Origin of the sequence: Mucilaginibacter dorajii (assembly GCF_024808255.1) — a bacterium.
Classification (GTDB): domain Bacteria; phylum Bacteroidota; class Bacteroidia; order Sphingobacteriales; family Sphingobacteriaceae; genus Mucilaginibacter; species Mucilaginibacter dorajii.
On the sequence record NZ_JANTYS010000017.1, the window covers coordinates 47657 to 68742 of the forward strand.

Annotated in this window: 13 protein-coding genes; 3 read left to right on the plus strand and 10 right to left on the minus strand. The window is 44.4% G+C overall.

Annotated features, from left to right (window positions below):
• Positions 1 to 61: 61 nt before the first annotated feature.
• The 6 genes from FHS10_RS20730 to FHS10_RS20755 form a co-directional block, all read right to left on the minus strand.
• Entirely contained in the window at positions 62 to 2410 is a 2349-nt protein-coding gene (locus FHS10_RS20730; RefSeq protein ID WP_259094209.1) for a glycoside hydrolase family 2 TIM barrel-domain containing protein, read from the minus strand.
• 7 nt (positions 2411 to 2417) lie between these two features.
• Positions 2418 to 3437, minus strand: coding sequence for a glycoside hydrolase family 53 protein (locus tag FHS10_RS20735; protein ID WP_259094210.1), 1020 nt, complete (start codon positions 3435 to 3437; stop codon positions 2418 to 2420).
• 66 nt (positions 3438 to 3503) lie between these two features.
• Entirely contained in the window at positions 3504 to 4571 is a 1068-nt protein-coding gene (locus FHS10_RS20740) for a glycoside hydrolase family 53 protein (protein ID WP_259094212.1), read from the minus strand.
• 39 nt (positions 4572 to 4610) lie between these two features.
• Positions 4611 to 5654, minus strand: coding sequence for a glycoside hydrolase family 53 protein (locus FHS10_RS20745; RefSeq protein WP_259094214.1), 1044 nt, complete (start codon positions 5652 to 5654; stop codon positions 4611 to 4613).
• Positions 5655 to 5661: 7 nt separating this feature from the next.
• Positions 5662 to 7173 carry a RagB/SusD family nutrient uptake outer membrane protein gene (locus FHS10_RS20750; RefSeq protein WP_259094215.1) on the minus strand — a complete coding sequence of 504 codons (1512 nt, stop codon included), beginning with the start codon at positions 7171 to 7173 and terminating at the stop codon, positions 5662 to 5664.
• Between the two features lie 19 nt (positions 7174 to 7192).
• Positions 7193 to 10309, minus strand: a complete 3117-nt coding sequence (locus FHS10_RS20755) for a SusC/RagA family TonB-linked outer membrane protein (RefSeq protein ID WP_259094217.1) — start codon at positions 10307 to 10309, stop codon at positions 7193 to 7195.
• Between the two features lie 263 nt (positions 10310 to 10572).
• Between FHS10_RS20755 and FHS10_RS20760 the strand changes: the two genes are divergently transcribed.
• Positions 10573 to 14715: a hybrid sensor histidine kinase/response regulator transcription factor gene (locus FHS10_RS20760; RefSeq protein WP_259094219.1), complete on the plus strand. Its 4143-nt coding sequence runs from the start codon at positions 10573 to 10575 to the stop codon at positions 14713 to 14715.
• Between the two features lie 323 nt (positions 14716 to 15038).
• Here FHS10_RS20760 and FHS10_RS20765 read toward each other — a convergent pair whose 3' ends face one another.
• The 3 genes from FHS10_RS20765 to cobA all read right to left on the minus strand — a co-directional run bounded on the left by FHS10_RS20765 (position 15039) and on the right by cobA (position 16809).
• A complete protein-coding gene (locus FHS10_RS20765; protein WP_259094221.1) occupies positions 15039 to 15404 on the minus strand; it encodes a VOC family protein in 366 nt (121 codons plus the stop codon).
• A 314-nt stretch (positions 15405 to 15718) separates the two neighbouring features.
• Positions 15719 to 16072 carry a DUF7009 family protein gene (locus FHS10_RS20770; RefSeq protein ID WP_259094222.1) on the minus strand — a complete coding sequence of 118 codons (354 nt, stop codon included), beginning with the start codon at positions 16070 to 16072 and terminating at the stop codon, positions 15719 to 15721.
• Between the two features lie 8 nt (positions 16073 to 16080).
• Positions 16081 to 16809: a uroporphyrinogen-III C-methyltransferase gene (gene cobA / locus FHS10_RS20775; RefSeq protein WP_259094223.1), complete on the minus strand. Its 729-nt coding sequence runs from the start codon at positions 16807 to 16809 to the stop codon at positions 16081 to 16083.
• A gap of 287 nt (positions 16810 to 17096) precedes the next feature.
• Between cobA and nirB the strand changes: the two genes are divergently transcribed.
• Positions 17097 to 19592, plus strand: coding sequence for a nitrite reductase large subunit NirB (nirB, locus tag FHS10_RS20780; RefSeq protein WP_259094225.1), 2496 nt, complete (start codon positions 17097 to 17099; stop codon positions 19590 to 19592).
• Positions 19593 to 19683: 91 nt separating this feature from the next.
• Positions 19684 to 20034, plus strand: coding sequence for a nitrite reductase small subunit NirD (gene nirD, locus FHS10_RS20785; RefSeq protein WP_259094227.1), 351 nt, complete (start codon positions 19684 to 19686; stop codon positions 20032 to 20034).
• On the opposite strand, the gene FHS10_RS20790 is transcribed toward nirD, so the two are convergent.
• Entirely contained in the window at positions 20031 to 20729 is a 699-nt protein-coding gene (locus tag FHS10_RS20790; RefSeq protein ID WP_259094229.1) for a Crp/Fnr family transcriptional regulator, read from the minus strand. The two genes, nirD and FHS10_RS20790, sit on opposite strands and share 4 nt — an antisense overlap.
• Between the last annotated feature and the right edge of the window lie 357 nt (positions 20730 to 21086).

Sequence of the window (21086 nt, forward strand, 5' to 3'; positions counted from 1 at the left end):
CGCTTTATTATATTGACGGCTGTTAAGGCCGGCTTTCTATTGCATCCATTTTAATATTAGCCTAATTGCCCGTGATAACCAGGTTCCCCGGTTTTAACCCTAAACCAGTGGCCGAAATATAAATTTTTCCCGCATGCTGCCCTGCTTCTACCAGGAACGAGGCTACACCTGCTTCACTATTGCTCTCGCTATCTCCTACAATTTGAGCAGGTCCGCTTAGTTTGAGTTTTACAGGCATTTTTATACCGGGTACCAGTACACCGTTCTTATCAACAATTGAAGCGTAAGCAAAAACCGCGTCATTTTTACCGGCATTGAGTTTCCGGCCGCTATAATCAATGGTAAGCTTAATGGCATACGGTTGCCCCGGCGTAAGACGGGTTGCCGAAGAAACCAAATGCCCTTTTATATAGCCATTTGCTCTTAGATTACCAAGCTTATAATCTACATTAAAGGTAAAAGGTGCATGCTTCAGGTTGTTGCTCATGCTACCGGTATCCGGTTTTTGTTTGCCTATTGATTGGCCGTTTAAAAACAATTCCACCTCATCGCAGTTGCTGTAAATTTTTACGCTTTTTGTTGCAGGGTCGTTCCAGTAATTAGCGATAAATAGCATCGGCTTGCTTTCCCCAGCGTCGCGCTGACTCTGGTAAAAATAATACGCGAATTTGGGTAGCCTGAAAATGTCCATAATGCCCGATGATTCAATATCCGGCGCGTAGCCACGTTTATAATCAAACATGAGCCAGTTGGCATCACCGGCAATGTTCCCGGTAAGATTATCGTTGTGGGCTTCCTGGAAATTTACAGCCTGTTGCAGCATTCTTTTTTCGCCATCACCACGCAGCTGGCGCGATGTTTTTTCCTCGGCAGTTAAATCTTTGTATTGGGTTTGGTTAAAGCCCGCGTTTTGCGCATAGTATTCCCAGTCGCCATATTCTGCTATCAAAATAGGTTTGCTGTTAAACTTTTTCCAGTAATCGGGGGCTTTGGCATGTTGCCGGGCAGGAATAAACACATCATAAACCGCATTCATCCAGCCGCAAGTATACGTATCGGCGTAGGGTAATTCCGCATGCACAATAGCATGGGCTTTTTCCATGTAATCGCGCTTCATGTCGGTTTCGTTCAATGATGCTTCCCATAAAATAATAGACGGATGGTTTCTGTCCCGATGGATCATGTCGGTAATGTTTTGCAGGCTGTTTTGCTGAAAGGTAGCATCGCCAAAAAACTGCCAGCCGGGGGTAGAATCCATTACAAAGATACCCAACTGATCGCAAGCCGCTAAAAACGCGGGCGATGGCGGGTAATGCGAGCATCGTACAAAATCAAATCCGGCCTGTTTTATTTTATAGGCGTCGCGGTATTGAGCGTTATCTGATAAGGCATAGCCTATATAAGGATATTCCTGGTGGCGGTTGGTACCACGCAATACATATTTGCTGCCGTTAAGGTAAAACCCATCAGTCTTAAAGCTTATAGCCCTGATGCCGGTTTGTATAGACACGGAATCTACCAAACGCCCATTGCTCAATACATTCACCACAAGCTTATACAATTGCGGATGCGCCGGCGACCATAAGGCAGGGCTCAGCACGTCTAATTGCTGTTGTATGGTAGCAGCGCCATTTGCATCAATAGCATTCAACGCGGTAGTACTGGTAACAATTTGCTTGCCCGAAGCATCATAAAGTACAGATTTAAGCTGCACATGCTGTGCTTTAGCTAAATCGTTTTTCACCTCGGTTTTTATATGCAAGGTTGCTTTTGCCGATGAAATATTTTCATAATGGATCAACAGGCCACCGCTATTTACATGGTTTGCTTCTACAGCATCGCTTATGTATACCTTATTTTTTTTGATAACCCAGGCGTTGCGGTAAATGCCGCTGTAAAAATTAAAGTCGAGGTCTTTGATGGGTTTGCCCGGCGGAATTACCGGGTTATCCTGGTTGTTGAGCCTGATGAGCAGGCAATTTTGTTTGCCAAGCAATGCCTTACCCGTAATATCTATATAAACCGGCAAATAGCCGCCGATGTGTGTTTGCAGGAGTTTGCCGTTCAAATAAACATCGGCCAGGTTCATGGCCGCGTCAAGGCGGATGGCGATATGCTTGCCGGCATCGCCTTTACCCAGCGTAAAAAACTTGCGGTAAAAACAAATGCCCTGCCATTGCTGCACCGTTTTAATAACCGGCTCAATGTTGGCAGTATGTGGCAGACTAACCGCCTGCCACGCTACCGCTGTTTTAAGGGGACTAAAAAGTTGTTGATTAATACTGGTATCGGCATTTTTTACAAACTCCCAGTTATTGTTAAAAAGCGTTGTTGATATGGCCTTATCTTGCTGCGCTTTGGCAACAGCCGCTGTAAAAGCGATAAGGGATATTAAAATAATTTTCTTCATTTAAGTGTTACTGGCTGATGTGATAAGCTTTGCTGATGTCATCATAGGTTTTGATGAACGCGTTTGTATTGCCCTGTTTATCAACAAAGGTTTCGCCCCAGCTAAAAGGTTCCCAAATAAATGAACCTTTCACTTTATTGCCCGGCAAGGATAGGGCAATGTCATTTACCTCCCGTTTATGCTGCGAATATTCGGCTACTATTACATCTTGTTTGTAGCGGGTAGTTAAGTCAGTAAGGTTTTTCTTCAGGCTATCGGGCGTGCCGTGCCATTCGGGGTAATAAGATTCGCCGATGATATCAAAACTCACACCCCGTTTAAGCATGTTATCTAAAAAGTATCTCGATTCGGCATTTTGGCCACCACAGGCTATGTGCAGCATAATGCGGATACGCGGATCAAAAATCCTAACGGCGTTGGTGCCTGCTTTTAAAAAGCCGGCCAGGGTATCCAGGTTTTTGAGTTTGCCATCGGGCCATAAAATGCCGTGGTTAATTTCGTTACCTACCTGCACCATATCTGGCAGGGTACCCTGCTTTTTAAGTTCTTTTAAAACCAAGGCGGTAAAAGCTTTGATAGAGTCCTGTAACTGTTGATTGTTGGCGTTTTTCCAGACTGCCGGTTTATATTGTTTTCCCGGATCGGCCCAGGTATCGCTGTAATGAAAATCGAGCAGGAAACCCATCCCGGCCGCCTTGATCCTTAGTGCCATTTTTTTAGTATCAGCCAGGCCGCAATAGCCCTTGGGCGAATAACCGCTATCGGCCCTGGGATTGTTAAAAATACGTAGCCTTACGTAGTTAAAGCCATGATCTTTTAAAATGGTAAAGGGATCTTTATTTACACCATTATCATAAAACTTGCGCCCTTCGGCTTCCAACTGGGGAATAAAAGAGATATCGGCACCTACAATCTGCTTAAATTTAACAAGTGGTGTATGAGCCGGCGATAACCTGTAAGCCGATAAAGCGCCGATAGCCAGCAACCCTGCCACAAGGGCTCCTAACCTGTTAAAAGTGATTTTCATTTTCATATAATTATGGTATAAATTTAAAACAAACCGGGCGTTTTGTTATACGCCCGGTTTTATCAATTAATGCACAAATGCATCCATAGCAACTGTGGGTTTACCCGTGCTGTCAAAAGCACCCATGGTATATCCCTGCCAACTGCCGTAGGCTTCGGGTTCCCAATAAAATACCCCCAGGCCACCTGATACCGATTTTGTTTTGGTGATCAGGTCGGCCAGGAACGATTTACAGGTTGACGCGGCGGTAACATCCATCCCTGCCTCACAAATCATCACCTGTTTGCCATAACGGCTCACCATATCCTGCATATTGGCCAGGCACTGGGTATTGATGGATGCCCAGTTGCTGGTTGACGGATAAATAGAGAACCCGCAGATATCCCAGCTGGCACCATTGGCTTTAAGGCCATCAAAAATCCAGCGGGTGGTGGTATTGTTAAAGCCATTAGCCACATGTACAATAACTTTTGCCGATGGAAAAACAGCCTTGGTAGCATTATAGCCACTATTAACCAGCCAGGCAAAGTTTTTAAAATTGGTAGCCGATACCGATGCATGGCCATCCTGCCATAACATACCATCGCTGGTTTCATTGCCTACCTGTACCCAGGTTGGGGTAATGCCCGCGTTTTTTAACGTGGTTAACGTATTATAGGTATAATTATACATGGTGTTCATCAGGGTGGTAAAATCAAGGCTTGCCCAGGCGGCTGGCTTGGTTTGATTACCCGGGTCGGCCCAGGTATCGCTGTAATGAAAATCAATCAGGATGCTCATGCCCGCCGCCGCCGCCCTTTGCGCTTTGGCTACCACATCAGCAGTGCTGTTGTAGGTTGATGATGGGTTTACCCATACCCGTAAACGGATGGCGGTAATCCCTTTTCCTTTCAGCACGGTAAACAAATCCTGTTGGGTGCCGCTGCTGTTATAAAACTTTTTGCCCGATGCTTCCATCTGCGTAACCCAGCTGGCATCAGAGCCATAGGCAAATGTGCTTGTAGCCTCCGTTTTTAATTTAGATGCGGCTTCGGCAACGGCTGTCGTGCTACTTTGCTGTTTTGCGCCTTCTTTTTGGCAACTCATGCCCAGGCAAAGCACAACGGCTGCCGATAGGGCGGTGATTTTTCTCATAATGGATTGTTTTTTGGTTTATAGATTTGGTTTTAATTGCTATTTAAAGGCATCCAAAGCAACCGTTGCCCTGCCCGAAGTATCAAAAGCGCCCAGCCCATAACTTTGCCAGTTGTAGGCTTCCGGTTCCCAATAAAATACACCCAATCCCTGGCCACCGCTCACCGTATTTACTTTGGATAACAGATCGCTTAAAAACGCTTTGCAAGTTGCGGCCTCCGTAGCCGGCATCCCTACTTCAACAATCATAGATGGTGTACCGTACCTGGTAAACATATCATTCATGTTGGCCTGGCATTGCATGTTATAGCTTTGCCAATTTGTTGTCGACGGATATAGCGACATGCCTATGATATCCCATTTTGCGCCGTTGGCTTTTAGCCCATCAAAAAGCCAGCGGAATACGGCATTATCATAACCATTTGCCAGGTGTACAATTACTTTGGTGCTGCTGCTTACAGATTTTACCGCGTTATAACCGCTGCTTATCAATGCCGCGAAACCGGCCATATTGGTTGAAGCGCGGCCATCTTCCCACAGCATGCCATCGTTGGTTTCATTGCCTACCTGTACCCAGTCGGGTGTGATACCCTTTGCTTTCAGCGCGTTCATTACAGATAGCGTGTAAGTGCTCACAGCGGCTTTTAATCCCGCAAAATCCAGGCTTTGCCAGGCTACAGGCTTGGGCTGTTTGCCCGGATCGGCCCAGGTATCACTGTAATGCAGGTCGATCATGATTTTCATACCTAACTTTTGCGCACGCAGGGCTTTGGCTATTACATCATCGGTGTTGCACCAGCCGTCGGCCGGGTTAACCCATGCCCTTAGTCTAATCGCGTTCATGCCTTTGTCTTTTAGCAAAGCCATGCAATCCTGCGCAGCGCCATCACTGTTATAAAACTTATAGCCCGATGCCTCCATTTGCGTCAGCCAGCTTACATCGGCGCCTTTAATAAGCGCCGATGTATTGGTTTGAGTGGTATCTGTTGTATTGGTATTTTTGGTGCCCGATGCCGGGTTATCCTTTTTACAGGCCGCCAATGCCAGCAGTACAACAAATGCTATTATATTTTTGCCTTTCATATTTGGTTTAGTAACCGGCTGTTTGTGTTAATTTGCCCTTACTGGCTGTAATTTCATAAGTAGGAACCGGGAACAGGTACGGACCAGCGGTTTTACCAACCGATGAAAGCGCGTTTTGCCATTGGCCATGCCTCACCAGGTCCATTTTGCGGTAACCTTCAAAGTATGTTTCCCAGCCTTCTTCTTTCAATATCCAAGTATCAAAAGCTGCTTTGCTTGCCGTAGCCGATAATGGCATATTACCTATTGCCGCCCCGCCATGAGCCAGTCGCACCTGGTTTACCAGGCCAATAGCTTCGGCAGTTGGGCCACTGTTTTGGTTAATAGCCTCGGCTAATAACAGCATTACATCGCCCAGGCGGGCTTTAGGGATATCATTGCCCTGGTAAGCGTCAATAGTAGCGCCACCGTTATCAGGGTATTTGGCAACAACAGGGCCCGATAAGCCATTGGCCTGGTTGCGCACCACACCGCTTTTATTAGTATAACTGGCCACTAAAAGCACGCGGCGTTTATCGGCCGCATCAAATGAATTGTAAAACGACCATGTACATGATATGGGCGCATCGCCACCTGCAAAAGAGTCTTTTACACGGTTGCCGGGATAATCTTTAGGATAGGTGTAAAAATCCCAGGGGTTAAAGCTGGCGTGGTTCTCGTTACCATCTTGATCTGGCACGCAGGATACCGCCCACATGGTTTCCGTATTTCTTTCTGTCGATTCATTAAACAAACTGGCATAATCATTCACCAATGTATAACCCATGCTAATGATCTGCCTGCCTGTTTTTTCGGCATTCACAAAATCTTTTTCGTTCATATAGGTACGCAATAGCACGGTTAACGCTATGGCCTGGTTAAACCTGCCATACTCTGAAGGTGTTTTTGGCAAATTGGCCGCGGCATAAGTTAAATCGGCCACAATAGATGCCAGGAAGGCATCCCTTGTAGGGCGGGTTAAATCAGTTTCGGCTGCGGTATTTATCTTGCTGGCGTCCAGTATCACCGGCACCGGGCCGTATAGCTGTAACAGGTAATACATGTTCCACCCGCGCGACATGCGGGCTTCGGCAGTCAGTTCTTTTTTGGCATCGTCACTGATGGTTGATTTGTTGACATCATCGATGATCTGGGTAATGCGGGTAACAAACCTTATTTTTTCAAAATGGTTGTTGCCCGTGCCCTGGTTAGCCAAAAAGGTAAAACTGGCGGTGCTAAACTGGGTAAAAATGCCACCCCAGCCCGTCCATATGTTTAAATTATCAGTAGGATAATCAAACATCATAATATCGCCATACTCGGGGCTAAACCAATCGTTCTGGTAACCTGCCGGATCGTTATAGCCCCATTTAGATTGAAACGGCTTGTAAACCTCGGTGACATAGTTCACAAAGTCGGCCTCGGTTTTTGGAAAGTTGGTGGTAGATAGCGAACCATAAATTTGCGGCTCCAATCCTTTTTTACAACTGCTTACGGTTATCGCGGCAGCTATTAAACATATGCTTATAATTTTTTTCATGTTGATTGCTGATTATAGATTAGAACCCGGCCTTTAAGCCAAAAGAAAACGTCCTGAACATGGGGTAAGGCGCATAGCCACCTTTTACGCTGGCATAGCTCACCTCGGGGTCAACACCTTTGTATTTGGTAATGATGAACAGGTTTTGCGCATCGGCAAAAACACGTACCGATTTGGCGAACTTGTTTAACCATGGCGAGTTGATGGTATAGCCCAGTGTAAGGTTACGGCAGCGGATAAAATTGGTGCTCACCAAATTAATATCACTCCCCTGCGGCAAGCCTGTAGCGTTTTCAATATAATTAACACCCGGCCTTGTACCGCTTTGGTTGGCCGATGTCCAAACGTTAAGCGCCTGCACGGTACCACTTTGGGTGCTTGATACTATGCTTGCCGGATCGGCCCAGGCGTAGTTGTAGTTGATAGATTTACCGCCAAACTGGCCATAAAAGAAAATGCCCAGATCAAATTGTTTATAGCGAAAATTGTTACCAAAACCAATGCTGATTTTGGGATCGGGGTTAAGTTTATAAATATCGCTGCCGGTAAGCTTGCCGTCGCCATCCGCATCAACATATAAAGGCGAGCCCGGTAAGTTGGCACCACCTGCGGTAGGCTGCGATGATGGTATGGTTTGCCCGGCCTGGATCAGGCCCTTGGTTTTAAAATAATAGATCTCATCTACCGGATCATTAACCGCCTGATAGGTTACGCCCTGGTAAGTAAGCAGGTTATCATACACAAAACGGCTTTTCCATTTGTAAACGTAGTGCGATACGTTGATCACTGAGTTCCAGCTAAAATCTTTAGATACCAGGTTTTGCGTATTTAATGAGATATCATACCCTTGCCTGTACTGGTGCCCGCCATTAACCGGCTGGGTTGACAGGTAAGATAAGGGCGCGGTTGGACCGGCTGTTCTTAGCAAATTGGTGATATCATCTTTAAACACATCAACAGAACCTGTAACGCGGTCTTTAAAGAAACCAAAATCAAGGCCGATGTTTTTGTTCTCGGTTTTTTGCCAGGTTAGTTCCGGGTGATCAATAGCATAGCGGGCAATGGTAGCGTAGTTGGCACTGCCATTGTTAAAGAAAAGCGTATTGCCATCCGGCGCATAACCGCCGTAACCTGCCGCGCCTATGGTGCTGCCTGTTGTACCGGCACTTGCACGCAATTTAAGCTGACTTACAAACTGCACACTTTTCATGAACTCCTCGTTGGTAATTTTCCAGCCGATAGATACCGAAGGGAACGAGGCATATTTGGTGTTAGGGAAAAACAAGCTGTAACCATCATAGCGGTATGATAGTGTTAACAGGTACTTATCCAAAAAGCTAAATGAGCTACGCGCAAAATATGAACGTGTTTTGCTGGCAGTTTTTAAAGATGTTATACCGATGTTGGCAGTTTCGGCCGATAAATTGGTAGCCCCTATTACATCGGCACCACCGGCACCCTGGCTACCAAACGCGTTGTAAGTACTTTTATACTGACCAGCGCCTGCAACCGCGTCGATATTTAAAAAGCTGGTTACATCTTTTTTGAAAGTAATGGTAGCTTCTAAGGTCTGGTTTTCGCGGTTGTTATAGTTCATGGATGCCCTTGACAGGTTTTGCGAAAAATAGAAAACCGTACTTGGCACAAAAAAGCTGCGGTTGGCAGCCTCATAATTATCGCCAAACAAAATATGACCGGCCAAAACACCGGGGATAACTTTCAAATCGGCCGATAGATTGGCGTTCAGGGAATGGTAGTTGGTATTGTCCTGCACATCAAGTAATGATACCGGGTTGGCAATGACGCCATAACGGGTATAAGCACCAGTAGCGTCTCTTACTGGTACAGTTGCGGGATAACCTAAAGCGGCCTGTATAATACCAAAGCCCTGAGTACCCGAGCCACCGGTTTGCCCACCCGATGACGAGTTCATATAACTATTGGTATTACCGGTAAAGTTGGCGTTAATGGTTAAAAACTTAGTGGGCGTAAATGACATATTAGCCCTGCCGGTATATTTATTAAGTCCCGCCCCTTTTAAAGTACCTTCTTCATTATAATATCCGCCAGATAGGTAATAGGTGGCTTTTTCGCTGCCACCATTAATATTGATCTGGTGATTGTTGATGTTACCTGTACGGAAAATCTGGCCCAGCCAATTGGTGCCGTCGCCTGCGGCAGCGATATCGGCAGCCGAAAACTTAGGCGCAGGAATGCCCGATTGCGCATTTGGACCATAAGGCTGCTGTTGTTTACCAGCCAGGTACTGATCGGTGATCAGTTGGTTATACAGGGTTTCGTACTGGTTAGCTTTAAGCGGCTGTAGGTAGGGGTAGTTTTTTTCGAAAGAATAGCTACCATTATAAGTGATGTTTAACCTGCCCGATTTACCTTTTTTGGTAGTGATGAGGATAACACCATTAGCTGCATTAACACCATAAATGGCGGCGCTCGCGTCTTTCAATACCTCTATAGATTCTACATCGTCGGGATTTAAGCCGGCCAGGCCGCCACGACTTACGCCATTGGTTTCGCCGGCAATAGTACCGTTACCCGGCTCCAACGCGTCGCCCGGGAATATCACACCATCAACCACATAAAGCGGATTGCCACGGCCCCTGATAGATAGGTTGATGTTACCGCCCGGCTGCGAACTGCCCTGCGCTACCTGCAAACCTGCCGCCCGGCCAAACAATAATTGCGGAATAGAGTTATTGGCCGATTGCGGAATTTTTTTAGGATCAACCTTGGTAACCGCCGTAGTAATATTTTGGCGGGTAGTTGTACCGTAGCCAATCACAACCACTTCGTTAAGCCCGTTTTGACGGGTATCTAATACAACGTTTAATAATGTGCCCGATACTGTGATTTCCCGTTGCTCATAACCCAGGCCGCGGAATAACAATACGGCTCCATTGGCCGCTTTAATAGAAAATTTACCGTTAGCATCTGTAGCGGCACCCTGGGTAGTGCCTTTAACCAGCACCGAGATGCCGGGCAGTGCGGCGCCATCGTCTTTAGCGGTTACGGTGCCCGTAACAGTTTGCTGGGCATAAACACCAGAGATGGATAAGGTTAGCAGGATAAAAGCCAGCCAACAAAATCTTCTCCAAAATTGGAAAGTAGCATTTTGCATATGTATAAGTTTAATTGGTTTGAAAAAAAACTTTTCCTGGTTTAAAAGAAAAGCCATTGGTTTATTTGTACAAATGACAGATAAAAAGCACAAGCCGACTTGTCCAAATCATCATACTTTTGGTGCAAACTGTTATACTTTTTAAGCAAACGATGCTTACCGGACGTTTATAGCTGTATTTTTAACATTTATTAATTATCATTGTATCAGCCAAAAGAAAACCGGTTTTACCAGCCGGTTAAAAATCAATTGTACTGTTACTCATGTTAAAAAAACACCCCGCCCTTTTTAAAAGCGTGGCGATATTAAGGCTTAGCACTTTAATGTTATTGGTAACGTGCGCCGTTTTTGGGCAGGTACCCAAACTTAAATTCAGCCATATTAATAGTTTTCAGGGCTTATCAAACAGTACCGTTGAATGCATTTACCAGGATAGCCGGGGCTTTATATGGTTTGGTACGCGTGATGGCTTAAACCGTTACGATGGTTACCAGATCACTGTTTTTAAAAACAACCCTGCCGATGCCGGCAGTATCAGCGATAATTATATCCGCTGTTTATATGAGGATAAGCGGCAACGGCTATGGGTGGGCACCAGCAACGGGTTAAACCTGTTCAATCCGTTTAAAAACACTTTTGCCCGGTATAAATATGCCGCCACAAACAAGCAAAGCATATCCGGCAATATTATCAATTGCATTTACAACGATAAACGGGGTAACCTTTGGATTGGCACTACCGATGGCTGTTTAAATCTGTATCAGCCTCAAAATAATTCGTTCAGTCATTTTTACAGCACTATCACCGGGGCTGTAAACTGTGTTTTTGAGGATAGCAAAAACACGCTGTGGGTAGGTACCGAAAAGAGCTTAAAACAATTTGACCGGCGTACCCACACGTTTAACACCGCTATTAATTTACAAGATTATAATGAGCTAAACCTGCCGGTAAATGCCATACAGGAAGATCACGCCCATAACCTTTGGCTGGGCATTGAAAACGGCGGCTTAATGACGCTTGATTTTAAATCAAAAACGGTTAAACGCTATCACCACCACCAGGATGCAGATGGCAGCCTGGGTAACGACCAGGTTAAATGTTTACTTATAGATAGAAAAGGAAATATCTGGGCTGGCGGTATCAATGGAGGCCTTAACCTGTTTAACCCACAAAACGGCTTGTTCAGCAACTATCAAAACGTATCTGAAAACCCCAGCAGTTTGTCGCAAAGAACGGTATCCGCCATTTTTGAGGATAACCAAAGCAACTTGTGGGTGGGCACTCACAGGGCAGGCGTTAATTTATATACGCCCAAAGCCAATAAATTTAAGCTACTGCAAAACGAACCCGAGCACAACAGTTTAAGTTATAATGATGTAAGAACATTTTGTGAGGATGAAGCGCACCAGGTTTGGATAGGTACCGATGGCGGCGGAATAAACGTTTATAACCCCGAAAAAAACACCTTCAGGTATTACCGCAACAACCCCAATAACAATCAAAGCCTGGCCGCCGACGCCGTATTAGATATTTACAAGGCCGCAGAGGCTAAAGTGTGGGTAAGCACCTGGGGAGGCGGCCTCAATTGCCTTGACAAAGCCAGTGGAAATTTTAAACGTTTTACAAACAATCCAGCTGATAAAACCACTATCACGTCCAATTATGTGCAGCAATCTTTTAAAGATAGCGAAGGCAATTTTTGGGTGGCCACCTATTACGGCGGACTAAATGTGTTAAACGGGCAAACCCTGCAATTCAGCAGGTTTACCGAAGCGTCCGACAAGAAAACCAGGCTACAGGGCAACAACATAGTAGCATTAAATGAAGACCATAACAAAAACCTTTGGATAGGTACCGATGACGGCGGCCTAAACTGCTATAACCTGCGCAGCAAGAAAATAAGTCACTATTTTAACAACCAGGAAAAACTGCCCGATCTGCGGGTAATTTTCATTGATCACACGGGCAGGGTTTGGCTTGGTCAAAACGGGCTTTACCTGTTCAATCCGGCTAAAAATAAGTTTGAAATTTATACCGATAAAGCCGGACTTGGGACCGACATCGTAAAGGCGATACAGGAAGACGGAGCCGGCAACCTCTGGATCTCGGGATCAAACGGGCTAACCAAATTTAACCCGGCAAGCGGGGCGTTTACGCGGTACAATATTGCAGATGGTTTGCAGGGACAGGAGTTTGAAGCGGGCTCATCGCTTAAAGCAAAAAATGGCAACTTGTATTTTGGTGGCGTAAACGGGTTTAACGTTTTTAACCCCGCTGCTATTAAGGCCAACCCTTATATACCCCCGGTGTATGTTACCGGCTTGCAGGTGTTTGATAAAATTATCAAACCCAATACACAAGGCTCGCCACTCACTGACGACATCAGCCTAACTAAAAAGGTTAAACTATCTTACAAACAATCAAGTATCGGCCTTTATTTTGCCGCGCTTAACTATACCGCTACCGAAAACAATAAATATCAATACCGCTTAGATGGATTTGAAACCGGCTGGCATTTTACCAATGATGGCAAAGCATCTTACACCAACTTAGCCCCTGGTGATTATACTTTTATAGTAAAAGCCGCCAATAACGATGGCTTGTGGAATAACCAGGCTACCTCATTAATTATCGCTATTGCCCCACCGTTTTGGGCAACCTGGTGGTTTCGCGGGTTGGTGGGTTTGCTTTTTTTAGTAACGGTTTACCAGCTACTCCGCTTTAAAAAGAACCAGGACCTGCGTAAACTGGAAGAATCCCGCAGAGAGGAAATGCACCAGTTGCAGTTACAGTTTTTTACCAATATCTCGCATGAGTTCCGTACGCCGCTGTCGCTCATATTAGGTCCGCTGGAGGCCTTGCTGCAAAAAGGCAGGTCAGAGTCGAGCCAGTTTTACGAGGTGATGTACCGCAATGCCAACCGATTGCTGTTGCTCATTAACGAACTCATGGATTTCAGAAAGGTAGAAACAGGCACCTTACAAATAAAGGTGATGGAAGGTAACCTCAATAGTTTTGTGGCCGAACTTGCCGCGGAGTTTAACGAAGTCGCCGGTCAAAAAAACATCAGCCTGAAAATACTGCCGGGTAAACATGCTGCGGCCGATACCTGGTTTGACAGGCAGATACTGGAAAAAATAGTACTTAATTTACTCAACAACTCCATCAAATATACACCCGAAGAGGGCTGTGTAACCGTAGAGGTATTGGATAACCTGCAATCCTTCAAATCACCTCATGAAAATGAATTGATCCTGAAAAACGGCTTCCGCGCCGCCAGGTACGCTTACATTCGCATTTCAGATAACGGCATAGGAATCTCCAAAGAATCTATTCAGCACCTTTTTGAAAGGTACTACCGCATTACCGAAACGCATTTGGGATCGGGCATAGGGCTGGCGTTTGTTAAAAGCCTTACATTACTGCATAAAGGCGATATTTATGTATACAGCCAGCGCCACGCGGGTACCGATATCATCATAGGCTTACCTATTGCCCAAAGCGATTACCATACTAACGAAAAATGGACAGCGGCTTCCCGGCCCGGTGGTACCCGGTTAGAGAGCATCCAGATGGAGCCGCCCCTACCCACAGGACCGCTATACCCATCAAAAGCCGGGCCCGCCGGCAAGCATAAATACAGAATATTGGTTGTGGAGGACAATGACGAGATCCGCGCGTTTATCAAAAACTCGCTTGAAGAACATTACACCATCAGTGAAGCCATTGATGGCAACGCCGGACTGGCAGCTGCCAAAAGTGAATTTCCCGACCTTATCATCAGCGATATAATGATGCCGGGGATGAACGGCATAGATCTTTGCCAGGCCATTAAACAGGATATTGATACCAGCCATATCCCCCTTATTATGCTTACCGCCAAAACCAATTTACAGGCCGAAATAGAGGGAATTGATTCTGGAGCCGATATGTATTTGCCAAAACCTATCAGCATCAATTTGCTTACCCTAAGCATCCGCAACATTTTTGAGCAAAGGCAAAAACTGAAAGACCGTTACCAAAAAGACCATCACATTGAAGCGCGGGAACTTGTACATTCATCAAAGGATAAAGAATTTATTGATAAACTATTGGCCATCATCGACAAAGAGCTTAGCAACCCCGATCTGGATGTTGACAGCCTTTGCGAATCCATTGGCATGAGCCGCACCAAACTTTACCATAAAATTAAAGAGATCTCCGGCCAGGCCCCAAACGAGTTTATCAGGAGCATCCGGCTAAAAAAGGCCATTGAGATTATGACCCATGAGGATGTATTGCTTACCGAAGTGATATACCGGGTAGGCATCCAAACCCAATCATACTTTACCAAAGCTTTTAAAAAGGAATTCGGAAAAACACCCACGCAGTTTTTGCAGGAGCTTTCAACAGAGAGTGGAAAATAGCGGGGCAATCGCTTTTAAAGATTTGCATAGCAAAAGGTAGCTCCTATGGAGCAAAAAAGCATAAATTACTTGTTCTACAAATAGGTAGCCGCTATGCGGCACTCTTCCCGCTTATTAAATATTCGATGCCGCATAGCGGCTACCTGTTTGTAGAAAGAAAGAACCAGGCAAGATGCCGCATAGCGGCTACCTATTGCGCTCATTGAATGATGTTGCCTTATGCCAAAATGTTAAACGCGATTTCCATGCGGAAAGTAGCAGCAGATTGAAACATTAGGGAATTTTTCCTAAAAATAGCGGGAAATAACGAGTGGTAAGATATCCTATCCAAAAAATTCGCCAAAATGCCACAAAATGCCCGATGGATCATGCAAAAAGCACTCTTTGCCCCATTGTTCTACCCGTATCGGGCTTAGTTTTACGTTTTTATAACGGGCGGTAAGGTTTAAGGCTCCAAGCTCTTTCCAATACCGGTCAACATCATCTACCTCTAAAAAGATCATGGTATTATCTACCCAATCTTTCACGTAGGCATCCTGTAAATAAAACGCTATTGCCCCTGTTTTAAAAACCGACATATTATGCGTTAAAACAGTTTCTTCAAAACCCAGGTCGCGGTAAAAACCGCGGGAAGTTTCAAAGTCTTTAGCACCAATAAATGGCCTTATCGATTTAGCTTTATGTTTCATAATACTGTGTTTAGCAACTGTTGGCAAAGCCTGGGATAAGCTATGCTAATGTATATATTATTCAAAGATGCTTTTTAAATTCTTTTGTAGAGACGCAATATTTTGCGTCTCCCGCATGCAAATCGTATTTGCAAGTCAGATTATTTAAATCGAATATGTAAATCGCGTTAGCAAAGCCGCCCTGTATAGCGGGAGACGCAAAATATTGCGTCTCTATATAAAACAAATTTAAACCCATTATCATCTATTCTTCCCTACCCCTTTAAACACTAATGATAGATGTTTGTTCTTGTAGTAAACAATACCCCATCACCCTACATCTTTAAACTCAAAGGATTGGGGTAATTATCGCTTTGGTCTTCGGCTACATTATCAAGGCATTTAAAGTCTTTTTCAATAAGCAGGTACATCTGGCTGTTGTTGTTTTCATAGCCTACCCTATCTGTGCTTGTCCACTCAATGGCCATAGCAGCAGGCATATACATGGTGATAGTATTATCATTAAATTCTGCCGTTAAAACGTTGGTTTTTGAACGTTGCAGTGCGTATTTAAATACCTGCGCACCAAAACAGCTGGTTTCTTCCAGGTAGCCGTCCCTGTCAAAGTTTTCCACATCGGTTTTTGTTAAGCGATAGCGTAATGAATTGCCTTTGATCCTGATTTTCATAGCTTTTTTTAATTTTTAACGTTCACCACATCGCCTATAATAATAATGGCGGGATAAGTAAGCTGATGGTCGGCAGCAATGGTAACCAGGTCTTTCGCCTTTCCCTTTGCCGATTTTTGATTAGGTAACGACGCATGTTGTATAATAGCCGCCGGGGTATCGCCTTTACCGGCTTTTACATAGGCCAGCGCAATCTCGGCCAGTTTTTTCATCCCCATATATATAACAACCGTTGCGTTGCTGTGCATGGCGCAGGTTAAATCGGCAGATAGGCTGCCGTCCTTTTTGGTACCGGTAACCATCCAAACACTTTCACTCACCAGGCGGTGCGTTAAAGGAATATCTTCCAGCCCTGATGCCTGCATGCTGGTTACCCCCGGTATATAATGTGTGGTGATACCCTGCTGGCGGGCGTAAAGGATCTCTTCAAAGCCACGGCCAAATATAAACGGATCACCGCCTTTTAGCCTTACCACATTACCTTTAGTAAAAGCATAATGCTTTATCATTTCATGAATGGTTTCCTGGGGGGTATAATCGCCATAGGGTTGTTTGCCAACATAAACTTTTTCGCAATCCGGGCGGCTAATGGCCAGCAACTCCTTATTGGCTAGGTTATCATATAATATCACATTTGCCTGCTGTAATACCTTATATCCCTTCATTGTCATCAGCTCAGGGTCGCCCGGACCAGCCCCAAGTACAAAAAGTTCAGGATTTTGTATGTTTTTTTGCATATTTTTAAAATTAACGTCAAAAAATCAAGTTATGAGTCATTTTATTTTAGTGATTTTATAAAAATGACAAAATCAATAACATTTAAACATTAAAATAATGATATAAATTATATTAATAACACTAATTTATGAAATAAAACACCAATAAACATGATTTATTTAATATAAAACTAAAATTAAATTTTTATTTGATGTTTTTTTGAGTTATAATTGTGATATAAATGAAATCAGGGTCGCATTTGATTCATTTTAGTTTGAAATTGCTTTAACACTTAAAAAATTCCGACATGTCAAAACCAACCATCATTGTTGTTGGCAACGGTATGGTAGGTTACAAGTTTTGCGAAAAACTTTTAGCCCGATCATCACAGTTCCAAATAATTGTTTTTGGCGAAGAGCCCCGTCACGCTTATGACAGGGTACATCTTAGCGAGTATTTTAACGGCAAAACAGCCGACGATCTATCGCTTTCCACATTATCGTGGTATGCTGATAACGACATCGCGCTACACCTTGACGACCCTATCCAGGAAATAAATCGCGGCGAAAAAACCATCCACTCCTTAAAAGGCATTACCCTTAAATACGACTACCTGGTTTTAGCCACCGGCTCATCGGCTTTTGTGCCCGATATTCCGGGGATTGAAAAAGAAGGCGTATTTGTATACCGCACCATTGAAGACCTGGAATTGATAAAAGCCTGCGCCGCCAATGCAAAATGCGGCGCGGTAATGGGCGGCGGCCTGCTTGGCCTGGAGGCCGCCAAAGCTTTAATAGATTTGGGCATTACAGAAACCCATGTAATTGAGTTTGCACCACGACTGATGCCGCGGCAAATAGATTCGGCAGGGAGCAGCATGCTGCAAATGAAACTCAGTCAGCTTGGTTTACATATCCATTTAAATAAAAGCACCGCGGCCATTGTTGGCGATAAAAAGATTAGCTCATTAAAATTCAATGACGATAGCCTGCTGACAGTTGATATGCTGGTAATATCTGCCGGCATCCGCCCGCGCGATGAACTGGCCAAACTGGCCGGCCTGCACGTAGGCACCCGCGGCGGCATTATGGTGAACGAAAAAATGCAAACCAGCGATGAGCACATTTACGCCATTGGTGAATGTGCTTTATACGAGGGAATGATATATGGTTTGATTGCGCCCGGTTATGAGATGGCTGATGTAGCAGCCGCTCATTTAACCGCGGCCGATAAAGGTTTTTACGGGTACGATATGAGCACCAAGCTAAAGCTCATTGGGGTTGATGTAGCCAGCTTTGGCGACGCGTTTATTACCGAGCCCGATTGCCGCACCATTTTATTTGAAGACACCCACAAAGGCATCTACAAACGCATTAACATTACCAATGACGGAAAAAACCTGTTAGGCGGTATTTTAATTGGTGATGCAGAAGCTTATAATATGCTACTGCAAACCGTTAATAATAAAATTGTACTTCCGCCCGATCCTGAAGATCTGATCTTAGGGTCAAGAGGCGGCGAGGCAAGCGCCGGCGCGGGTGTAATGAGTTTGCCAGATGACGCGCTCATCTGCTCATGTGAGGCGGTTACCAAGGGGGCTATTTGCTCGGCGGTGAACGATGGTGGCGTAACCAACGTCGATGGCATGAAAAAATGCACTAAGGCCGGTACGGGTTGTGGCGGTTGCGTGCCGTTGGTGAAGGATTTGATTGCCGGCACTATGAAGGCAAATGGCCAATATGTTAAAAATGTTATCTGCGAACATTTTGATTACTCGCGCCAGGAGTTGTTTGACCTGGTAAAAATAGGCGGCTTAAAAAACTACGATCTGGTACTTGATCATTATGGCAAAGGCGATGGTTGCGAAGTTTGCAAGCCGGTTGTTGCCAGCATCCTATCCAGCTTATGGAATGATGTTATTGTAAAACAGGAGGTGATACAGGATAGCAACGATCGCTTTTTGGCCAATATTCAAAAAGGCGGCACCTATTCGGTAGTGCCACGTATTCCCGGGGGCGAGATTACGCCCGACAAGCTCATTGTAATTGGGCAGGTGGCCAAACGCTACGGCCTATATACCAAAATAACCGGCGGACAACGTATTGATATGTTTGGTGCGCATCTAAGCGATCTGCCTTTAATTTGGGAAGAGCTTATTGATGCCGGCTTTGAAAGTGGCCATGCCTACGGCAAAGCGTTACGTACCGTAAAAAGTTGCGTAGGCAGCACCTGGTGCAGGTTTGGCTTACATGATAGCGTAACATTTGCCATTGAGATAGAAGACAGATACAAAGGCATCCGCGCCCCGCACAAAATAAAAGGCGGTGTTAGCGGCTGTGTACGCGAATGCGCCGAAGCGCAATCAAAAGACTTTGGCATTATAGCCACAGAAAAAGGCTGGAATTTATATGTATGCGGTAATGGCGGCTCCAAACCACAACACGCCCAGCTATTGGCTACAGATATTGACAAAGAAACACTGGTAAAATACCTGGATAGGTTCCTGATGTTTTATATTAAAACCGCCGATCAGCTAACCCGCACCGCAACCTGGCTCAACAAACTGGATGGCGGCATGAGCTACCTTAAAAACGTAATTGTAAACGATAGCCTGGGCCTGGGCGAACAACTGGAGGAAGAAATGCAAACACTGGTAAACACCTACCACTGCGAGTGGAAAGAGGCGGTAAACAACCCGGCCATGCGCAAGCGTTTTGCCCACTTCATAAACGCCCCTGAAGAAAAAGACCCTACCGCACGGTTTGAGCCAATGCGCGAGCAGGTGAAGGCCAAAGAGTGGTAGGTTTTAAATTCAAAAGTTAAAAATCAAAATTCAAAAAAGGAACATGCGAGCTATCTTAGAGAGGTGCTCGCATGCTTAAATCAATTACAACATGGAAACAGTTATAGCAACAGAATGGATCATGGCATGTTATGTTGATGACGTACCTGAAAACGGAGGCTCATGTATTAAACATGGCGATGAACAAATAGCGATATTTAATTTTGCCCGCCGTAATGAGTGGTATGCAACTCAAAACCTTTGTCCGCATAAACAGCAAATGGCAATTTCTCGTGGGATGATAGGCAGCACCGGCGAAAATTGCGAACCAAAGGTAGCATGCCCTTTTCACAAAAAAGCATTCTCTTTACTTACCGGTGAGTGTATTGGCGAAGAAGAACTGACCATCAAAACCTACCCCGTAAAAATAACCGACGGGATGGTGTTTATCGGTATTGCTTAATTAAGACTGGCTTCCTGGGCAAGTGCAAATAATTTATCATTATCAACAATGCATATCTTTTTTCCATTGGTGGTAACTATATTTTCCTGTAAAAGCTCATTCACTACCCTAAAAACAGTTTCGTAGGTTGCACCGGCAAACGACGCAAGATCCTGCCGGGTAAGTTCAATATCTATATGACCTTCCTGGTTAATACCAAACTGATCTTTTAAGGCAAGCAAAGCATGAGCGACCCTGCCTTTTACCGGCATATGCGCCAGGTTGCGCATCTTATTTTCTGCTTCATGAAGCTCATCGGCAAAAAACAACATGAGCTGATAAGTGAATTGAGGATTAACTTTTAGTGTAGCCTCAAAAAACTCCATATCTATATAGCATATAATGCCGGCCTCTAAGGCGGTGGCCGAAATGGGATAATGCGTTGCATGCTTGCCCAATACCCGGTGACCAAATATAGCGCCCTTGTTTGCAAAACGAATGATCAACTCTTTATCCGCTCCCCATTTTTTGTGAACCTTTACGTTACCCTCATACACAAAGTAAATTCCCGTAACCGGATCGCCTTCGCTGAAAATAACCTGCCCTTTTTTAACGGAAAAGTTTTTTTTGTTGGCAGCAACGGCCGGCAACCACTCTTTAATGCAGCTTTTGCATAAAAAACAAGTCTGATTATCGCACTGAGCGTTTTTTTTCATTTTTTAGATCCAGATTCTCTGATTTTTTAATAAAATCAAAGATATAAATTATATTTTTTACTCAATTGAGGGAATTTTTCTATTTACAATTCAATTGTTTTTGAATTTAAGCCGGCTTTATTACAAAATATTCATTTTAAATCAAGTAAAAAATTATCAAAAACATATTTTGGTAATTTTTATAGATGTAAAATTGAGTTTTTGTTAAAAAATAGAGATTTACATGATTTTAATCATAAAAATTAACTTTAAAACTACATTATTTGCACTTAATCATTAAATAAGTTATATTTATGGTAATTAAATGAATAATTAAATTAAAAAGATACAGCCTATGATGAAAATCAAAAAATTATA

What these genes read in the sequence shown, in the direction of transcription:
- cobA (WP_259094223.1), bottom strand. Translation starts at nt 16,809, where the DNA reads ATGCAAAAAAACATACAAAATCCTGAACTTTTTGTACTTGGGGCTGGT.
- FHS10_RS20735 (WP_259094210.1), bottom strand. Translation starts at nt 3,437, where the DNA reads ATGAAAATCACTTTTAACAGGTTAGGAGCCCTTGTGGCAGGGTTGCTG.
- FHS10_RS20745 (WP_259094214.1), bottom strand. Translation starts at nt 5,654, where the DNA reads ATGAAAGGCAAAAATATAATAGCATTTGTTGTACTGCTGGCATTGGCG.
- FHS10_RS20740 (WP_259094212.1), bottom strand. Translation starts at nt 4,571, where the DNA reads ATGAGAAAAATCACCGCCCTATCGGCAGCCGTTGTGCTTTGCCTGGGC.
- FHS10_RS20750 (WP_259094215.1), bottom strand. Translation starts at nt 7,173, where the DNA reads ATGAAAAAAATTATAAGCATATGTTTAATAGCTGCCGCGATAACCGTA.
- FHS10_RS20790 (WP_259094229.1), bottom strand. Translation starts at nt 20,729, where the DNA reads ATGAAAAAAAACGCTCAGTGCGATAATCAGACTTGTTTTTTATGCAAA.
- nirB (WP_259094225.1), top strand. Translation starts at nt 17,097, where the DNA reads ATGTCAAAACCAACCATCATTGTTGTTGGCAACGGTATGGTAGGTTAC.
- FHS10_RS20730 (WP_259094209.1), bottom strand. Translation starts at nt 2,410, where the DNA reads ATGAAGAAAATTATTTTAATATCCCTTATCGCTTTTACAGCGGCTGTT.
- FHS10_RS20770 (WP_259094222.1), bottom strand. Translation starts at nt 16,072, where the DNA reads ATGAAAATCAGGATCAAAGGCAATTCATTACGCTATCGCTTAACAAAA.
- FHS10_RS20755 (WP_259094217.1), bottom strand. Translation starts at nt 10,309, where the DNA reads ATGCAAAATGCTACTTTCCAATTTTGGAGAAGATTTTGTTGGCTGGCT.
- FHS10_RS20760 (WP_259094219.1), top strand. Translation starts at nt 10,573, where the DNA reads ATGTTAAAAAAACACCCCGCCCTTTTTAAAAGCGTGGCGATATTAAGG.
- nirD (WP_259094227.1), top strand. Translation starts at nt 19,684, where the DNA reads ATGGAAACAGTTATAGCAACAGAATGGATCATGGCATGTTATGTTGAT.
- FHS10_RS20765 (WP_259094221.1), bottom strand. Translation starts at nt 15,404, where the DNA reads ATGAAACATAAAGCTAAATCGATAAGGCCATTTATTGGTGCTAAAGAC.